Here is a 17187-nt window from a genome sequence, read left to right on the forward strand (position 1 = left end):
GTGTTCTCCAGGGGGATGCGAGCGGCCCAGTGGTCAGACGTGCACACCATGTTCGACATCACGAACGGAGTTCGGTAAGTCGATCAGAAGGTAGAGATGAGGCGCGTGTGCGTCAATCACACGGTCGTGCTTGGCCGGTTCTCGCCGTTCACCTGGGCGTCTGCTGGGGGCCTCCTGTGTGGATCGGCAGCTCCGCCCGCGCCCGGGCCGCCGCGCCGATCGCCACCGCGTCACCGCCCAGCAGCGCCGGAAGCACCCGCACCGGGTGACCGCTCACCGGCGGCTCCAGCGCCAGGGTCTTCTCGACGGCCGACTCGACCAACGCCCACGACCGGCTCACACCCCCGCCGATCACACAGGTGGTGACATCCAGCAGCCCCGCCGTGATCAGCAGGGCACGGGCGACCCCGCGCCCCGCCTCCTCGTACACCGCCAGCGCGTCCGGATCGCCCCGCCCGGCCGCCAGGGCGACGGCACGAGCGGTGAGCTCCAGACCCGTCCGCTCCCCGTACCGCGCCGCGATCGCACGCCCCGACGCCAGCGTCTCCAGATGCCCCCGACCACCACAGGTGCAGGGCAGTTCGCCGAACCCGGGGACATGGCCGATCTCGCCCGCAGCCCCCCGAGGCCCGTCGTGAAGGGCGCCTTTCAGCCACAGTGCACCGCCCACCCCGGTACCGAGGGTCATCCCGAGCACGTTCTCCTCGCCCACGACCGCGCCCCGGGCCACCTCCCCGCGCAGAAACGCGTTGACGTCGTTGTCGAGGAACGCCGGTACTCCCAGGGCCCGTTCGACGGCCGCCGTCACCTCGAACCCGGCCCAGCCCCGAAACGAGTCGCTCGCCACCAGGACCCGCCCGGCCCGCGCGTCCACGACACCGGCCGCCCCGACCCCGACCCCGAGCAACCGGGCGGGACTACGGTCCAGCAGCAGCCGTAGCGCCAAGAGCGCGGCTCCGACCATAGCCGCGCCGCCCTCGCGCGCCGGGGTCGCCACCTCCGCCCGGTCCACGACGTCGAGCCCGGCGGTGCACAGCACGGCCTGAGTGGTGGTCCCGCCGATGTCCACGCCGGCCACCACCTCGGGAGCCTCGCTCACGCGCCGGCCCCCGTCCCCGACGCCACCCGGCGCTCTCTGCGCTCCCGTTGGAGACCCGGATCCGGTACCGGCACGGCGGCGATGAGGCGCCGCGTGTACTCGGTCTCCGGGTGCAGCAGCGTGCTCATGGTCGGCCCCTGTTCCTCGACCCGCCCGCCCCGCATCACGACGACCCGCCCCGCGAACCGCTGCACCACGGCCAGGTCGTGGGAGACGAAGAGACAGGCGAACCCCAGCTCCCGCTGCAACTCGGCGATCACCTCCAGCACGGTCCGCTGCACGCTCACGTCCAGCGCGCTCGTCGGCTCGTCCGCGACGAGCAGGCGCGGTGCGAGGACCAGCGCCCGCGCGAGACTCACCCGCTGCCGCTGCCCGCCGGACAGTTCACGCGGCCCGCGCCGCGCCAACTCCCTGGGCAGTCGCACCAGTTCGAGCACCTCGGCGACCCGCTCGCGCCGCTCGGCCGCCCCCATGCCACGCCGGTGCACCCGCAAGGGCTCGGCCACGCACTCCCCGACACTCATCCGCGCGTCCAGCGAGGCCACCGGATCCTGCAGCACCACACCAACTCCGGCCAGCAGGGCCCGCCGCGCCCGCCCCCGCGCCCGGCGCAGATCGGTCCCGAAGAGCGAGACGTCCCCCGACTCCGGCGCGACCAGCCCCAACGCCACCCGCGCGGCGGTCGACTTGCCGGACCCCGACTCACCGACGAGCCCCACCGTCTCCCCGGCCCGCACGGTCAACGACACCTCGTCCAGCGCCCGCACGGCACGCGGCCCGCGCCCGAACCGCACACCCACACCCCGGAGTTCGACCACCGGAGCACCCTCGCCCTCCTCACGCACGGCACTCGCCGTTCCCGTCACGGCGAGCCGGGGCACGGCCGCCAGCAGCCGCCGCGTGTACTCATGGGTCGGCCGAAGCAGCACTTCCTCCACCGACCCCGTCTCCACGATCTCCCCCTCCAGCATCACGGCGACCCGGTCGGCGAAATCGGCGACGACCCCCATGTTGTGCGTGACCAGCAGCACGCCCGTCCCGGAGTCGACGGCCAACGCCCGCAGCAGATCCAGGATGTCGGCCTGCACGGTGACATCGAGGGCGGTGGTCGGCTCGTCCGCGACGAGCAGTCCGGGCGAGTTGGCGATGGCCATCGCGATGACGACCCGCTGCCGCTGTCCGCCCGACAACTGGAACGGAAAGGCGGAGGCCCGCCGCTCCGGCTCGGGAATCCCGACCCTGCGCAGCAGGTCGACGGCCTCCGCGGCCGCCTCCTTGGCGGACACGTCCCGGTGGTTGCGGACAACTTCCGCTATCTGCCTGCCGATTCGGGTCAGCGGATCGAGCGCGGTGGCCGGCTCCTGGAACACCATCGAAGCCGTACGGCCACGCAGCCGCGCGAGTTCGGCCTCACCGGCACCCACCACATCCGTGCCGCCGACCGAAACGCTCCCGGAGGCACGGGCGTTGCCCGGCAGCAGCCCGAGGGCGGCGAGCGCCACCGTCGACTTCCCCGACCCGGACTCGCCCACCAGGGCCAGCGTCTCGCCGGGCGCCACCCGCAACGACACCCCGCGCACGGCGGGCACCTCACCGCTCTCTGTCGAGAAGCTGACACCCAGGTTCTCGATCTCCAGGATGCTGTTCATCCGCGTCCCCTCACGTCGAAGGCGTCGCGCAGCCCGTCGCCGATCGCGTTGAACGCGCACACGACGAGGATGATCGCGAGGCCCGGTGGAACGATCAGCCACCAGCGTCCCGAGTAGGCGGCCGTCAACCCGGACGACAACATGCCGCCCCAGTCGGTCTCCGGCGGCTGAACTCCCAGCCCCAGATAGGACACATAGGCGACGAGCAGAATCGCGTCGGCGACCTGGAAGGTGGCCGCGACGACGATGGTCGACACCGAGTTGGGCAGGATGTGCCGAGCGATGGCCCGGCCGTGCGTGCCCCCGATGGCCCGCAGGGTCAGCACATAGTCCCGCCGCTTCAACGTCAACGTCTCCGCCCGCACCAGCCGCGACGGCACCAGCCAGGACACCAGCCCCAGAATCACGATCAGCCCCGGCACCCCCGGACTGGTGATCGCCGACACGACCAGCAGGATGAACAGCGCCGGAATGGCGATGCCCGCGTCCACCACCCGCATCATCACCGCGTCGACCCACCCACCCGCATACCCGGCGACGGACCCCCAGAGCGTCCCGATCACGGTGGCGAGTACTCCGGCGGCCAGCCCGACGAGCAGCGAGACCTTCCCGCCGTACATGAGCCGCCCGAGCTCGTCATGACCGACGGCGTCCGTCCCGAGCCAATGGGCCCCGCTGGGCCGGAGGTTGACCTGCGTGAGATCGGTGTGAACCTGATCGGTGGAGTAGAGGAGAGGCCCGACGAAGCAGAAGAAAAGAAAGAGGGCAACGACGACGAGCCCGGCAACCGCGAGTCGATTGCGCGCGAAGCGCGCCGCCAGGGGCGCGGGGCTGTGTCTATTTGCGGCTCCGCCGCGGGGCGCGGCCGGCTCCAACCGGCCCGCACTTTGAACACTCACGTCCGACCTTCCTTGACCCGAGGATCCACAACCCGCTGAACAACATCCGCAAGCAACGTCCCCACCACAGTCGCCACAGAGATCACCAACACGCACCCCAACAACACCGGATAGTCGGACGACTGAGCCGCACTCCAGAACAACAGCCCCATCCCGGGGTAGTTGAAGAGCTGCTCGACAACCAGCGCCCCGCCGAACAGCACCGGCACGTAGTACCCCAGCATCGCGATCACCGGCGTCAACGAGTTCCGGAACACATGCCTGAAGAGAATCGCCCGCTGCCGCGAACCCCCCGCCCGAGCCGTCCGCACGTAGTCCTCGGAGAGGTTCTCCAGCGTCGCCGCCCGCATGTACCGGCTGAACACGGCGACCATCGAAGCCGCCCCCGTCACCACGGGCAGCACCAACGCCACGGGATCCTGGAAGACTTGGGCCACCGTGTCGCCCTGCGGTGCCTGCGACGGGAACCACCGCAGCATCTGGGTGAAGACCAGCACCAGCACAAGTCCCAGGAAGTACACGGGAGTCGAGTACGCCACGAAACTCAGGGTCGTGATGACGTAGTCGGCCGGCTTGTTGCGCCGGACCGCCTGCCACATGCCCAGCGGAAGGGCGAGCAGCAGCCCGACGACGGCCGACAGCACGGTCAACACCAGTGTCTTCGGGAGCCGTTGCTCGATGAGCTGGGACACCGCCTCGTTGAGGGTGTACGACGTGCCGAAGTCGCCGTGCAGCAACTGCCGCAGGTAGTACAGGTATTGGACGGGCAGCGGCCGGTCGAGGCCCTGGTCGTGGTTGAACAGGGTGATCTGCTGCGGGGTGGCCTGCGGGCCGAGGATCCCGCGTGCGGGGCCGCCGGGCAGTGCGTGCAGCAGACCGAACACCACGACCGTCACGATGAGGATCACGACCAGCGCCTGGGCGATCCGCCGGGTCAGGTACAGGAGGGTGTCCATGCCTCAGCTCGTCCACTTCCACTGTGCGGGGTGGAAGTTGGCGAGGGGGTCCTGGGAGAAGCCGCCGAGGCCGCTCTTCACCACGGAGATCTGGTAGTCGGGCTCGGGCAGCCAGATCACCGGGAGGTCCTTGGCGAGGGCCGCGCTGTAGTCCTGGATCGCCTGGGTCGAACTCGACGTGGTGGACGCCGAGATGAGCTTGTCGACGTCGGCATTGGAGTAGTTGCCGAAGTTCGCGCCGCCCTTGGACTGGAACAGGGAGTCGCCGGTCGGGAAGGCCGGGAAGTACCAACTGCCGGCCGTACCGAAGAAGGAGAGCTGCCACTTGCAGATCGACTGCGAGGCCGTGCACTGCGGGGTCTGCGACAGCACGGAGTTGACCGGCGCGGTCTTGATGGAGAACTTGATGCCGGTCTTCGCCAGCGAGGACTGGATCGCGCTCATCATGTTGTCGGTCACCGTCGAACCGGACTGCGACAGCACCTGCATCTGGAACTTGGTGCCCTTGGCGACCCCTTCACCGCACTGGGCGGCCCCGGTCCCCGGGCTCGTGCAGGTCATCACCCCACCCTGCTCGGCCCAACCATGGCCGGTGAGCAGGGACTTGGCGGCCGATGTGGAGAACGGATACGGGTCGCTCTTCTGCGTGGCCGACAGGAACGACGAACTCTGCGCCTGCGGGACCGGTCCGTATCCGGGCACCGCCGTCCCGTTGAAGATGACCTTCGCCAGACCGGCCTGGTCGATGGAGCGCTGGACGGCCTGCCGGGCGTAGAGCTGCTTGAACACGGCGCCCATGGCAGGGTTGTTGAAGTTGTACGGCATGTAGGTGATCGCCCAGCCCGACCACGGCTTCACGGTGTAGCCCTGCGCGGTGAAGCTCGCCTTCTGGTCGAGGTCGGTCGCCTCGATGTAGCCGTAGTCGACGCTCCCGGAGCGCAGCGCGTTCTTCTCGGCGTCCGCCGTGGTGAAGGGGAGGAGGTTCACGGTGGGGATGCCGGGCTTCTCGCCGCCGTCGTACTTCGGGTTGGCGGCCAGGACGACCTTGCCGGCCGTGGAGAAGGACTTCACGGTGTACGGGCCGCTGACCGTCTTCCACAGGGCGTTCGTGGCATAGCCGTTGATGTTCTTCGCCGCGTTGTTGAGGTAGGTCCAGTCCTGCTTGGCGTCCCCGGCCTTGTCCCACACGTGCTGGGGGAGCGGACTGATCTGGCTCAGCTCGTTGGCCAGCATCCACTGCGGGTTGTAGGCCTTGTCGAAGGTGATCGTGAAGTGGCGGGTGTCCACGCTCTTGAAGGACGTCCAGTTGTCCGGCGCCTTGCCCGGGTTGTAGCCCGCCCACTGCGCCTTGTTGGCCTTGATGAGGTCGAACCAGAACTTCACGTCGGCGGACGTGATCGGCTTGCCGTCACTCCAGTGCCGGTCGCCCAGGGTGATCGTGACGCTCTTGTTGTCGGCCGCGAAGTCGGCGGCGGTGGCCACCGAGCCCTTCTTGTTCCAGCCCATGCTGCCGGTCGAGCCGTCGTAGGCGATGAGCGGCTCCCACAGCGAGTTCGCGATGGAGATGTTGTTGGTGTTGAGGTGCGCGGCCGTGCCGATCGGCAGGATCCAGTTCGGGGTGAAGTTCGCGGGCAGCGCGTAGTCGATCGAGTCGTGCGACCCGGAGGACGACGTACCGCTCGACCCGGAACAGCCCGCGAGCAGCAGCGCGGCCGTGGTCAGGGAGGCACCCGTGAGGAGTCTCGTGCGAACAGGGGACATGGCTCTCCTCGGAAAAAGAGGGGCGGAGGCGGGGGTGAGGACAGTCAACGACCCCCGTGGTCGAAGAAACAGGCGTGCCGCTGTAAAAAGCCTGTTACTGCCGTTCTGAAAAAAGCCGGAGGGCTGTTCGGGTGACTTACGCTCGACGCCTCGCTCACCCGATCCGGAAGTAACTTCCTTCATGCCTGAAAAAAGCGCGCACCGCCGCAAGGGCACCTCGGGCGTCTCCTCCCTGGCCGAGCACGTCCTCGAACTGCTCGCCTCCGGGCAGGCCGCCACCCGCACCGAACTCGCCGAACTGCTCGGCGCCGCGCCCTCGACGATCTCCCTCGCCGTGGGCCAGTTGGTGTCCCTGGGCCTGGTCGCCGAGCACGGCACCCGCTCGTCCACCGGCGGCCGGCCGCGCAAGGTGCTGCGGCTGGGCGGCAGCGACGGGTTCGCGGTCGCGGCCGAACTCGGCGGCAAACACGCGCACGTGGGGGTCGTCCTGCCGGGCGGCGGGCTCACCGAGGTGTCGACCGTGCCCTTCCCTACGGCGGACGGCCCGGAGGCGGCGCTGCCGGGTCTCGCCGACACCCTCCAGGGCCTCGCCGAGCGGCGCGGGCCGGAACTGCTGCGCGGGGTCGGCCTCTCGCTGCCGGGCCCGGTCGACGTCGTGAGCGGTGTCGTGACCCTCCCCTCCCGGATGCCGGGCTGGAACCGCTTCCCCGTCCGGGCCTGGCTGGAGGACCGGTTCGGCGTCCCGGCGGCCATCGAGAACGACGCCAACTGCATGGCCGTCGGCGAGCACACCGTGCAGCCCGCCGGACGCCGTCAGTCGATCATGGTCAAGACGGGCACGGCGATCGGCGCCGGAGTCATCGCCGACGGCCGCCTCTACCGCGGCGGCACCGGTGCGGCGGGCGAGATCACCCACGTCCGCGTCGAGGCCGCCCACGACATCCCCTGCTCGTGCGGCAACACCGGCTGCCTGGAGACCGTCGCCTCCGGCGCCGCCCTCGTGCGCATCCTGCGCGGGCACGGCCTCGACGTCACGTCCACCGAGGACGTCGTACGACTGGCCACCGACGCCGACCCCGAGGCGACCCGCGCGGTCCGCCAGGCCGGCCGCTACCTCGGCCAGGTCCTCGCCGCCAACGTCAACTTCTTCAACCCCGACGCCGTCTACCTCGGCGGCATCCTCTCCACCCTCGAACCCTTCGTCGCGGCCGTCCGCAGCCAGCTCTACGAGGGCTGCCACCCCCTGGTCACCGAACACCTGGCGATCGAGCGCGCGAGCCTGGGCGCGGACGCGGGGCTGGTGGGCGCGGGCCAGTTCGCTCTGCAACGGGCCCTTGCCCACGCGCTGCACACGGTCACCGGTACCCACCAATCCTGATCTCCGGAGGAGCCATGTCAGTTCCCCGTCCCGTCATCGCCATCGCAGGCCTGGGCATCGAGTCCTCGACCTTCTCCCCGGCCCGCACCGAAGCCCCCGCCTTCCACCCCCAGCACGGTGCGGCCGTCCTCACCCGCTACCCCTTCCTCGCCGAAGGCACCCCCCTCCGCGAGGCCGCCGACTGGCGCGGCGCACTGGTCGGCAAGGCGCTGCCCGGCGGCACGGTGACGGCCGCCGCGTACGCCGAACTCTCCGCCGAACTCATCGAGCGGCTAAGCGAGTTGGGCCCCCTGGACGGCCTCTGGTACGACATCCACGGCGCGATGACCGTCGAGGGGATCGACGACGCCGAGGCCCTCCTGCTCGCCCGCATCCGCGAGACCGTCGGCCCGGACACCCTCGTGTCGACCTCCATGGACCTGCACGGCAACGTCTCCCGCGAACTGGTCCACCAGAGCGACCTCATCACCTGCTACCGCATGGCCCCGCACGAGGACGCCATGGACACCAAGGAGCGCGCCGCCCGCAACCTCGTCGACCTCCTGGCGAGCGGCGCGCCCCGCCCGGTCAAGGCCTGGATCCCGGTGCCGGTGCTGCTCGCGGGGGAGCAGACCTCGACCCGTATCGAACCCGCGAAGAGCGTCTACGCGGCGGTGGCGGACGTGGAGGCGGCCGAAGGGGTCGTCGACGCGGCGATCTGGGTCGGTTACGCGTGGGCCGACGAACCCCGCAACCGGGCCGTCGTCGTCGTCACGGGACACTCCGCCGCCCAAGTCACCGTCGGCGCCGAGCGGTTGGCGCGCGGCTTCTGGGACGCCCGGCACGACTTCGCGTTCGTCGCGCCCACCGGCACCCTCGACGAGTGCCTCGACGAGGCCCTCGCCTCCACCGCCCGCCCGTACTTCATCAGCGACACCGGCGACAACCCGACCGCGGGCGGCGCGGGCGATGTCACCTGGGGACTGCAACACGTCCTGGAACGCCCGGAGTTCAAGGACCCCGACGGGCCTACGGTCATCTACGCCTCGCTGCCCGGACCGGCCGCCGTAGCCGCCGCCGAGCGCGCCGGGGTCGGCGCCACCGTCACCGTCACGGCCGGCGCCGAGGTCGACGACCGGCACGCCGGCCCGCTCAGCCTCACGGGTGTCGTGCACTCCATCCGGCACGGGGACCGGGACGCGGGGACCGAGGTGGTGCTCAAGGTGGGCAGCGTGTATGTGGTCCTGACCCGGCTGCGCAAGCCGTACCACCACGAACACGACTTCACCGACCTGGAGTTGGACCCGCGCTCCGCCGATCTCGTGCTCGTCAAGATCGGCTATCTCGAACCCGAACTCTTCGCCATGGCCGCCGACTGGAAGATGGCCCTCACCCCGGGCGGCGTCGACCAGGACCTCGCAAGGCTCGGCCACCACCGCATCCGGCGGCCGATGTTCCCCTTCGACCGGGACATGGCGGAGCCGGACCTCACGGCCCGGATCATCGCGTCCTCGGACGTGCCGCTCACCGGGGCGGAGGAGTGAGCTTCCCGCCCCTGCCGTCCTCGACGGCGGCGGCGATCAACTGGTCGAGCAGGGCGATCAGTACGTTCCGGCACGAGTCGCGCTCCCGGGCGTCGCACAGCAGCACCCGGACGTTCTCCGGGAGCGCCAGCGCGTCGCGGACCGCCTCCGCCGGGTACGGGTGTTCGCCGTAGAAGCCGTTCACCCCCACCACGAACGGGATGCCCCGGCGCTCGAAGAAGTCGACGGCCGCGAAGCTCGACTTCGGGCGGCGCACGTCGATCAGGACCACCGCGCCCAGGGCGCCGAGCGCCAGGTCGTTCCACATGAACCAGAACCGCTGCTGGCCCGGGGTGCCGAACAGATACAGCACCAGGTCCTGGCCGATGGTGATCCGGCCGAAGTCCAGGGCCACGGTGGTGGCCCGTTTCTCCTCGATGCCGTCGAGGTCGTCGACGGCGAGGCCCGCCACGGTCAGCGGTTCCTCGGTGCGCAGCGGCGCGATCTCGCTCACCGAGCCGACCATGGTGGTCTTGCCGACACCGAAGCCCCCCGCGATCAGGATCTTGACCGTCTCGGGCGGCGCGGGTGCCGGAGCGATGGTGTCAGAGCCGGTCAAGGCCCTCCCTCACTTTCTGCAGCAGGTCCATGTCCGGGCTGGTACGGGAGACCGGGTGCGGCGGACGGGCCGTGATCAGACCCGCCTCCAGCAGATCGCAGAGCATGATCACTACCACGCTCACCGGAAGGTCGACAAGGGCGGCGACCTCCGCCACCGCCAGCGGCTCGGCGCACAGCCGCAGGATGCGGGACTGCTCCGGCTGCGGCCGGGGCGCCCGCGCGGGCACCGGCTCGACCGCGGTCACCGTGGTGATGAGGGTGAAATCGGCGCGGCTGGGCCGGGTTCTGCCACCGGTCAGCGTGAACGGCCGTACGAGCCGCCCCGCCGCGTCGCCACCGTTCACCTCACTCGCCGGAGCCGGCCACGGGGCCGACGCCCGCCCGCGGCGCGGCGCTGAGATGCTCGCCTATCTTCTTCACCAGCATGTTCATCTGGTACGCCACGACCCCGACGTCCGCGCCCGGACCGGTCAGCACGACCAGATGGGCGCCGGGGCCCGCCGCGGTGAGGATCAGATAGCTGTTCGCCATCTCGATCAGCGCCTGGCGCACCGGACCGCCCCGGAAGTCCATGCTGACGCCCTTGCTGAGGCTCATCAGTCCGGAGGCGGTGGCCGCGAGCCGCTCGGCGTCGTCGCGCAGGAACCCGGTGGACTTGCTGACGACCAGGCCGTCCTCGGACAGCACGACGGCCTGGTTCACCTCGGCCACCCGGTCCACGAGTCCGGTGAGCAACTGGTCGAGCTGGGTGTGCGTGGCGGGGACAGGACGTGTCATGGCGGAGTCCTTCATGAGCGGTCGGCGGGCGGAGTCGAGGAGGCCGCAGCTTCCTCCCGGTCGTACTGCGGTGGCGCGTCGTCGTCGATGGCGTCCCGTGCCTGGAACGTGCCGCGCTGGAACCCGGCGAGCGAGGAGGCGGCCCGTTCCGCGGTGAAGTCTTCCAGCTCTCCGTCCTCTTCGACCGCCCCGGCCTCTTCCCGCAACTCGCTGGCCAGACTGGTCTGCGGCACCCGCCGAGGCAAGGGGGCAAGCCCGTCAAGCCCGTTGGGACCGGCGCTCACCGCGGGCTCGGGGGAGCGCGCAGGAGGGATGACGGGTCGGGCCTCGGGCGCGGGCTCCGGCCTCTCGGCGGCTCGCTCGGCTACGACGGCCTCGTGGGCGTCGGCGGCCTTCGAGGCGCCGGAGGCGGGCTCGTCGGCGGTCTCGGGTACGACGATCTCGTGCGGGATCAGCACGATCGCGGTGGTGCCGCCGTACGGCGAGGGGCGCAGTGTCACCGTGATGCTGTGCCGGGTGGCGAGCCGGGCGATCACGAACATGCCGAGCCGCAGGTCGTCGGCGAGGGCGACGACGTCGAACTTCGGGGCCACGGCGAGCTGTTCGTTGAGCGAGGCGTAGTCCTCCTCGGACATGCCGAGCCCACGGTCCTCGACCTCGATCACCAGACCCTTGGCGACCATCGCGGCCCGCACCCCGACGGGGCTGGGCGCTGGGGAGTACACGGTCGCGTTGTCGATCAGCTCTGCCAGCAGATGGATCACGTCGGCGACGGCCGGCGGCGCCAGGCACACCTCCTCCTCGGTGTGCACCTCCACCCGCTGGTACTCGGCGACCTCGCCGACGGCACTGCGCAGGATGTCGATCAGGGCGACCGGCTCGGTCCAACTGCGGCGGGGCTGCTCGCCGCTGATGACGACGAGGTTCTCCTCGTAGCGGCGCAACTGGCTGGCGGTGGAGTCCAGTTCGTAGAGGCCGCGCAGCACCTCGGGATCGTCGTGCCGGCGTTCCAGCGCGTCCAGTTTGGTGAGCTGGAGGTTGACCAGGTTCTGGCTCTGCCGGGCGATGCCGAGGATGACCTTCTGGAAACCCCGCCGGGTGTCGGCGAGTTCGACCGCGGTGTGCACGGCGGTGCGCTGCGCGGTGTTGAACGCCTGTGCCACCTGGCCGAGTTCGTCGCCGCCGTAGTCCAGCGGCGGGGTCGCCGACTCCACGTCGATCTTCTCGCCCCGGTTCAACCGGGCGACCACGTCGGGCAGTCGGTCCTCGGCCAAGCTCAAGGTGGCCATCTTCAGACCGCGCAGCCGCCTGGACAGGGAGCGGGTGATCCGCCACGACATGCCGACGCACAGCAGCAGGGCGGCGAGTCCGCCCGCGCTCAGGGAGGCGGCGGTGACCAGCAGGCGGTGCGCCTTGGCGGAGCTGCGGTCGAGGAGTCCGTCCGTCTGCTGTCTGATCAACGTCGTGTACTGGGCACCCACTTCGGCCAGCGCGGCGTTCCACTGCTTCTGCGCATCGGGGAGCGCGATCCGGTCGGCGGTGCCGCCGTGCGCCGTACCGGCCGCGAGCACCCTGTCCTCCACGGACTCCAGGGTGCTCCACTCCCGGCTCTGCAGCACCTGCTCGATCTGCGTCTTGGCGCTGCCCTGGAACGCGGTGGCGATCTGGTCCTGGACCAGCCAGCGGCGGGCGTGCACCAGCTCCGCGAACTGCTCCCACGTCCTGTCGTCGACATGCCCGGAGGGCCAGGCCAAGGTCAGTTGCGCGTCCTCCTGGGAGACCAGCTCGGCCCCGTGCTCCAGGGCGACGAGGGGTTCCGCCTGCGAGGTGAGGTCGCCGTCGTCGACCTGGGACAGTTGCTGGAACGCCTGGATCTGGTCGTCGATGATCGCGGTGAACTGGTCCAGCACCTGCTGGGCGGTGATGTCGGTGGGGTTGTCCACCTGGCCCCGGTAGTACTCCAGGCTGTCCACCGACGCGACGACCGAGTACAGCCGGTCCTTGATACGGGCGGGCGCCTTCTTGATCGCGCCTGACTGGCCCACGAGTTGGGCCACCGCCTTGTCCGTCTTCACACGCTGCGCGTCCAGCGCGGCCCGGGACCCGTGCGGCGAGGCCAGCCACGCCGCCGACAGACTGCGCTCCTGCTGGAGCGCGAGCGCCGCCTCGGTGCCCATGGCGCCGGTCGATCTGCTCAGCTCCGTCTGCGACCGCAGCCGCAGGCCCTCCGCGAACATCTGGGTCGTCGTGAGGCCCCACATGGCGGCCAGCGTGATGCTGGGGACCAGGGCGAGCAGGATCAGGGATAGACGTATGGAACCGACGCGGCGCCGGGCACCTGTCCGTGGAGACATCGTGGTCGTCCTCGCTACATCCTCGTACGAAGTGTCCGGTCAGCGCGTTCCGTTGGCCGCGAACCTCGCGACCGAGCCGACGTTCGTCCTCGTCACGAACGCGGGGCCGGTGAGCACGGGAGCCACCCCGCCGCCACTGATGTTGCCGTTGGTCTTGTACAGATACAACGCGTCCACGGCCAGATAGCCCTGCAGATACGGCTGTTGATCGACCGCGAACTGCACGCTGCCGTTCTGCACGTCCTTGACCAGGTCCTGGTTGAGGTCGAAGGTCGCGACCTTGGCCCTGCTGCCCGCCGCCTTCACGGACTTGACCGCGGTCAGTGCGAAGTCGGCGCCCAGCATGACCACTTCGTCGATGCCGGGGTCCTGCTTCAGCCGGTCCGTGACCGCCGCGGACACGGCGTTCATGTCGGTGCCGTCCACATAGAGCATGTCGGTCTCGCCGGTGAACGACTTCTTCACGCCCGCGCAGCGCGCCTCCAGGGCGACATTGCCCCGCTCGTGGATCACGCACAGGGCGTGCTTGGCCTTGAGGGCGTCCAGTTTCTCGCCGACGGCGCGGCCCGCGACACTCTCGTCCTGCCCGAAGAACTCCAGGATGCCGTCCGACTGCCAGGAGTCGATACCGGAGTTGAGGCCGACCACGGGGATGTCCGAGGCCTTGGCCTGGGCGATCGGCGCCTTCATCGCGTCCGGCTTGGCGAGGGTCAGCGCGATGCCGTCGACACCGTCCCGGATAGCGTCCCGCACCAGCTCCGCCTGCCCGGTGGCGTCGGGGTCGCTCGTGTAGGTCAGTTCGATGTCGTCCTTGGCGGCCGCGGCCTCGGCGCCCTTCTTCACCAGCACCCAGAAGTCGTCGCCCTGGCTCGCGTGGGTGACCAGGGCGATCTTGAGCCGGCCGGTGACCGCGGCACCGGCCGCGCCCGCGTCGGAACCGGCCTCGGAACCACCGGTCGCTGAGCAGCCGGCGAGCAGCAGACAGACCGCGACGGCGGCGGCCGGCGCCGTGCGGCGTATGCGCCGGAAGGGGGTGTGAGGTGGGGGAGGAGTGGTCATGAGCGGTGCGGCACCTCGCTGTGCGGCCGAGCTTGAGTACGGGGAGAGTGCGCCCGGAGCCGTATGAGGTGCGCCGACCGGGAGACTCCCGCTGGCCGGAGCCAATCGCGTGTGACCGCTGGTAGTCAAGTGAGCAGCGACATGGAGTGAGTTGTTGCTGCCGCATTGTGATCATCTCGACGTCGTACGGAAGTTAACGAGGTGAAGTGCGGGAGGACCGGTGGTTATGGCATGCGGACCACCGCTCCGTACATCGCGATGTCCCCGTCGCTGAACGAAGAAGTTCCGGCCCCCAAGGAGTCTGCGATCCACTCCTGAGTTGTACAGTTGCGCAACGTAGCAACTGTTGTCCGGGAAGAATCCTGGGAAGAGAGGGCGAGACCATGCTCCGCAACGGACTGGAACCCTGGCACCTGCTGATCGTGGCGATCATGGTCATCCTGCTGTTCGGCTCGAAGAAGCTGCCGGAGGCCGCGCGCGGGCTGGGCAAGTCGATGCGCATCCTCAAGAGCGAGGCGAAGGCCATGAAGGAGGAGGGCAACGTGGCGGAGCCCCGGGTGAGCACCCCCGCGGAGCCGCCCACCACAGCCCCCTGAGGCGCGTCGAGCCCCGGCTGTCGCCGGGGCCGATGTGACGGGTCAGGCCTGCTGCTGGAGCGACTTCGTGGCCGACTTCGCCTCGCGCTTACGGCGTCGGCGCTCCGCCCGCGGCTCCTGGTCCGGCAGCCAGCCGAACGCCATGCAGCTGCCCACGATGCCCAGCAGCAGCCCGATGAAGAAGCCGCCGAGGTTCGAGGTGAGCCAGCTGCCCAGGGAGCAGAGGATCCCGACGATCGAGTAGAAGAGCCGCTGGCCCGGGCTGAAGAGGATCAGCAGTCCGCACAGGAGCATCATCACCGGGAGCAGATAGCCGGTCATGCCCTGCATCCCGATGTGCATCGCGACCTTCAGCGACACCTTCTCCGTGAGCAGGATCTCCGCCCCGCCCAGGGCGAGCAACAGCCCGCCCCAGAACGGACGGCGGGCCCGCCAGCGCCGGAAGGCGGGCCCTCTCCCCTGCTGTGGCAGGTTCTCCGACATCAGCAACCCGTGTCGCTGAAGCTGAGCTTGAGGCCCGGCAGCTTGAACACACCCGCCGTGGTCGCGTAGTTGGTCTGCCGCAGATTGTCGATGTGCACGGTGTCGGCCTGCTGGCTGAAGACACCCTTCTTGCCCTGGACCCCCGCCTTGGTGAGCGTGCTGGCGTCGTTGCCGATCTCGATGTTGTTGAAGGACGCGTTGCCCGACATCTCCGTCGAGTCGGTGGTCAGGTCGGTCGCCGTCACCTTCGTCGCCCCGCTGCCCGCCTTGATGAGCAGGTTGATGCCGCCGAGGTCGACGCTCTGGCACAGGCTGTCGAGCGTGGCGTTCTTGATGGCGGAGGTGATGATCAGTTCCTGGCCGCCGGTGTCGCCCGCGTTCGGGCTGTTCGGGATCATGTTGTCGAGGTCACCGAACTGCTCGAAGCCGGTGCCGTCCATCGACTTGGCGGTGACCGTGAACGGCATGCCCGAGATGGAGAACTGCACCCCGAGGGCGCCCTGGGCGGTGAGCACCGCGAGGGTCGCGGCGACCAGCGTGGCCGGCACCGCCATGATCGCGGCACGACGCAGTCGGACCTGACCGCGTCTTTCGGGAGCCTCTGCGGTTTCGGGTGCGGAAGCGCTTTCCGGCTGCTCAGGGGTGTTTCCGTTGGACGGGTTGGCGTCCGAGGGTGAAGCCATGTCTGCTCCCAATGTGCTGCTCTGGTTCAACGCGGGTCGGTATCCAAGTGGCGCGTTGTCCTGGCGCGGACAGCGGGTGCGGCGCATCCCTCCCCACAACTCCCGGCGGGTGCAAGGGCTTTCAGGTTACGCAGCAGTAGCCGTCGAGGAAGTTACCGGGGGTTACATTCGAGGGTCAAGGGAGTTGTGAAAAAAGAGTGTTGATGATGGACCACCTGTAGGGCAAGGCTTTCCGACGGTCCCGTCGAGCCTCGACTTGTACATCAACTTGCCCTGCACGTCTTGACGTTGACAGACACTCAGGTCTACAACTCTCCCTTGTTTGCCGGATCCGTGGCGCCGGATCCGGCACGCGGCACGAGCCGCGTTCCCGGACTTCCCTTTCCGCAGGGGCACTTCACCGCCCCCAGAGTCCGAACCCCGCGGCCCGGCACGGCCGCTTCCCCCCTGGTCCGTGCCGTCCGCCCCACCGCCCGGCCCGGCCGGAGACCCCCAACCCCCGCGGGCCTCCGGCCGGTTCACCGGCCGGCCGCCGTTGCCGGCCCGTCACGTACGGAGAAGGCGTCACGGGCCGGCGGCGGCGACTCGCGCCCCCCAACCCCCATCCCCCCGTTCCCCCACTTCGGACGAACCCCTCGGTTCGGTCCTCCACGTCCGAAAGAATTTCGAAAGAAGAGGTACACCCGCATGCGTACTCGCACCGTCCTCACCCTCGTCGGCTCCGTCGCCGCGCTCACCCTCCCCTTCACCGTCTCCGCCTCGGCGGCCGACACCCCCGTGCTCACCACCGGCAGCCTCGGCGGTACGGCCGTCGCCGTCGGCGATGTGCTGACCGCGCCCCTGGCGTCCGGCACCAGCGCCACCCTGTACTCCAGCGCGACGGGCACCAGCGGCGTCAAGTGCACCTCGTCGACGTTCACCGCGACCGTCACCGACAACCCGACCGCGCCGGGCACCGCCACCGAGTCCGTGTCCGGGCAGAGCTTCGACAGCAGTAGCTGCACGAGCAACGTCCTCGGCGTGACCGGCGTCAGCAGCATCACGGTCGACAACCTGCCCTACAGCACCGCGGTCGCCTCGGACGGCACCCTGACCGTCACCCCGGCCAGCGGCTCCACCATCCAGACCACGGTCAAGCTGACCACCCTGCTCGGCAGCATCACCTGCGTCTACCAGGCGCCCAGCCTGACCGGCACGTCGAGCAACACCGACAACAGCATCAACTTCACCAGCCAGGCCTTCACCAAGGTCTCCGGCTCGTCGCTGTGCTTCAGCGCGGGCTACTTCACCGCGAAGTACGCCCCGGTGACCGACGGTGGCGCGCCGGTCTACGTCAACTAAGCACCAGGCAGGGCCTGTTCGCGTCGAGC

16 protein-coding genes are annotated in these 17187 nt (G+C 69.8%); 4 read left to right on the plus strand and 12 right to left on the minus strand.

Translation table 11 applies throughout. From position 1 onward, the window contains the following. Nucleotides 1-148: 148 nt before the first annotated feature. From ABZT04_RS17605 to ABZT04_RS17625, 5 genes are all read right to left on the minus strand, one after another. Nucleotides 149-1099 (minus strand): ROK family protein, encoded by a 951-nt coding sequence (locus tag ABZT04_RS17605; RefSeq protein WP_356057399.1) that lies wholly within the window; start codon nucleotides 1097-1099, stop codon nucleotides 149-151. Further along, entirely contained in the window at nucleotides 1096-2748 is a 1653-nt protein-coding gene (locus ABZT04_RS17610) for an ABC transporter ATP-binding protein (RefSeq protein ID WP_356057401.1), read from the minus strand. Before ABZT04_RS17610 ends, ABZT04_RS17605 begins: the two co-directional genes overlap by 4 nt. Further along, the gene (locus ABZT04_RS17615) at nucleotides 2745-3569 is read right to left on the minus strand and encodes an ABC transporter permease (RefSeq protein WP_356057611.1); all 825 of its coding nucleotides are present in this window, start codon (nucleotides 3567-3569) and stop codon (nucleotides 2745-2747) included. The genes ABZT04_RS17610 and ABZT04_RS17615 overlap by 4 nt, the downstream gene beginning before the upstream one ends. Before the next feature lie 74 nt (nucleotides 3570-3643). Continuing rightward, a complete protein-coding gene (locus tag ABZT04_RS17620; protein WP_356057403.1) occupies nucleotides 3644-4603 on the minus strand; it encodes an ABC transporter permease in 960 nt (319 codons plus the stop codon). 3 nt (nucleotides 4604-4606) lie between these two features. Continuing rightward, the gene (locus ABZT04_RS17625; RefSeq protein WP_356057405.1) at nucleotides 4607-6364 is read right to left on the minus strand and encodes a peptide ABC transporter substrate-binding protein; all 1758 of its coding nucleotides are present in this window, start codon (nucleotides 6362-6364) and stop codon (nucleotides 4607-4609) included. Between the two features lie 181 nt (nucleotides 6365-6545). Here ABZT04_RS17625 and ABZT04_RS17630 point away from each other — a divergent pair, with 181 nt between their 5' ends. Both ABZT04_RS17630 and ABZT04_RS17635 read left to right on the plus strand, forming a co-directional pair. Continuing rightward, on the plus strand, nucleotides 6546-7742 hold the full coding sequence (locus ABZT04_RS17630; protein ID WP_356057407.1) for an ROK family transcriptional regulator: 1197 nt from the start codon (nucleotides 6546-6548) through the stop codon (nucleotides 7740-7742). Nucleotides 7743-7756: 14 nt separating this feature from the next. Beyond that, nucleotides 7757-9265, plus strand: a complete 1509-nt coding sequence (locus ABZT04_RS17635; protein WP_356057409.1) for a M81 family metallopeptidase — start codon at nucleotides 7757-7759, stop codon at nucleotides 9263-9265. On the opposite strand, the gene ABZT04_RS17640 is transcribed toward ABZT04_RS17635, so the two are convergent. From ABZT04_RS17640 to ABZT04_RS17660, 5 genes are read right to left on the minus strand one after another with little or no spacing between them, the layout of a single operon-like run. Beyond that, nucleotides 9246-9863, minus strand: a complete 618-nt coding sequence (locus ABZT04_RS17640) for an ATP/GTP-binding protein (RefSeq protein ID WP_356057412.1) — start codon at nucleotides 9861-9863, stop codon at nucleotides 9246-9248. The genes ABZT04_RS17635 and ABZT04_RS17640 overlap by 20 nt on opposite strands. Then, nucleotides 9850-10209: a DUF742 domain-containing protein gene (locus ABZT04_RS17645; RefSeq protein WP_356057414.1), complete on the minus strand. Its 360-nt coding sequence runs from the start codon at nucleotides 10207-10209 to the stop codon at nucleotides 9850-9852. The genes ABZT04_RS17640 and ABZT04_RS17645 overlap by 14 nt, the downstream gene beginning before the upstream one ends. 1 nt (nucleotide 10210) lies before the next feature. Further along, a complete protein-coding gene (locus ABZT04_RS17650; protein ID WP_356057416.1) occupies nucleotides 10211-10642 on the minus strand; it encodes a roadblock/LC7 domain-containing protein in 432 nt (143 codons plus the stop codon). An 11-nt stretch (nucleotides 10643-10653) separates the two neighbouring features. Then, the gene (locus ABZT04_RS17655) at nucleotides 10654-12996 is read right to left on the minus strand and encodes a nitrate- and nitrite sensing domain-containing protein (protein ID WP_356057418.1); all 2343 of its coding nucleotides are present in this window, start codon (nucleotides 12994-12996) and stop codon (nucleotides 10654-10656) included. A 39-nt stretch (nucleotides 12997-13035) separates the two neighbouring features. Beyond that, on the minus strand, nucleotides 13036-14055 hold the full coding sequence (locus ABZT04_RS17660; RefSeq protein WP_356057420.1) for a substrate-binding domain-containing protein: 1020 nt from the start codon (nucleotides 14053-14055) through the stop codon (nucleotides 13036-13038). 383 nt (nucleotides 14056-14438) lie between these two features. Between ABZT04_RS17660 and tatA the strand changes: the two genes are divergently transcribed. Beyond that, nucleotides 14439-14651: a Sec-independent protein translocase subunit TatA gene (gene tatA, locus ABZT04_RS17665; protein ID WP_356057422.1), complete on the plus strand. Its 213-nt coding sequence runs from the start codon at nucleotides 14439-14441 to the stop codon at nucleotides 14649-14651. A 42-nt stretch (nucleotides 14652-14693) separates the two neighbouring features. Here the strand turns inward: tatA and ABZT04_RS17670 are convergent, their stop codons facing one another. Continuing rightward, complete coding sequence (locus ABZT04_RS17670; RefSeq protein ID WP_356057424.1) at nucleotides 14694-15134, minus strand: DUF6114 domain-containing protein; 441 nt, start codon at nucleotides 15132-15134, stop codon at nucleotides 14694-14696. After that, nucleotides 15134-15817: a DUF6230 family protein gene (locus tag ABZT04_RS17675; protein ID WP_356057426.1), complete on the minus strand. Its 684-nt coding sequence runs from the start codon at nucleotides 15815-15817 to the stop codon at nucleotides 15134-15136. The genes ABZT04_RS17670 and ABZT04_RS17675 overlap by 1 nt, the downstream gene beginning before the upstream one ends. Nucleotides 15818-16504: 687 nt before the next feature. Between ABZT04_RS17675 and ABZT04_RS17680 the strand changes: the two genes are divergently transcribed. Continuing rightward, nucleotides 16505-17158 (plus strand): Tat pathway signal sequence domain protein, encoded by a 654-nt coding sequence (locus ABZT04_RS17680; protein ID WP_356057428.1) that lies wholly within the window; start codon nucleotides 16505-16507, stop codon nucleotides 17156-17158. Nucleotides 17159-17187: the final 29 nt, after the last annotated feature.

Origin of the sequence: Streptomyces sp. NPDC005492 (assembly GCF_040605995.1) — a bacterium.
Lineage (GTDB): Bacteria > Actinomycetota > Actinomycetes > Streptomycetales > Streptomycetaceae > Streptomyces.

Bases quoted from the DNA above. Each gene is read 5' to 3' on its own strand.
- ABZT04_RS17610 (WP_356057401.1), bottom strand. From the start codon at position 2,748: ATGAACAGCATCCTGGAGATCGAGAACCTGGGTGTCAGCTTCTCGACA.
- ABZT04_RS17620 (WP_356057403.1), bottom strand. From the start codon at position 4,603: ATGGACACCCTCCTGTACCTGACCCGGCGGATCGCCCAGGCGCTGGTC.
- ABZT04_RS17625 (WP_356057405.1), bottom strand. From the start codon at position 6,364: ATGTCCCCTGTTCGCACGAGACTCCTCACGGGTGCCTCCCTGACCACG.
- ABZT04_RS17630 (WP_356057407.1), top strand. From the start codon at position 6,546: ATGCCTGAAAAAAGCGCGCACCGCCGCAAGGGCACCTCGGGCGTCTCC.
- ABZT04_RS17635 (WP_356057409.1), top strand. From the start codon at position 7,757: ATGTCAGTTCCCCGTCCCGTCATCGCCATCGCAGGCCTGGGCATCGAG.
- ABZT04_RS17650 (WP_356057416.1), bottom strand. From the start codon at position 10,642: ATGACACGTCCTGTCCCCGCCACGCACACCCAGCTCGACCAGTTGCTC.
- ABZT04_RS17655 (WP_356057418.1), bottom strand. From the start codon at position 12,996: ATGTCTCCACGGACAGGTGCCCGGCGCCGCGTCGGTTCCATACGTCTA.
- ABZT04_RS17660 (WP_356057420.1), bottom strand. From the start codon at position 14,055: ATGACCACTCCTCCCCCACCTCACACCCCCTTCCGGCGCATACGCCGC.
- tatA (WP_356057422.1), top strand. From the start codon at position 14,439: ATGCTCCGCAACGGACTGGAACCCTGGCACCTGCTGATCGTGGCGATC.
- ABZT04_RS17670 (WP_356057424.1), bottom strand. From the start codon at position 15,134: ATGTCGGAGAACCTGCCACAGCAGGGGAGAGGGCCCGCCTTCCGGCGC.
- ABZT04_RS17675 (WP_356057426.1), bottom strand. From the start codon at position 15,817: ATGGCTTCACCCTCGGACGCCAACCCGTCCAACGGAAACACCCCTGAG.
- ABZT04_RS17680 (WP_356057428.1), top strand. From the start codon at position 16,505: ATGCGTACTCGCACCGTCCTCACCCTCGTCGGCTCCGTCGCCGCGCTC.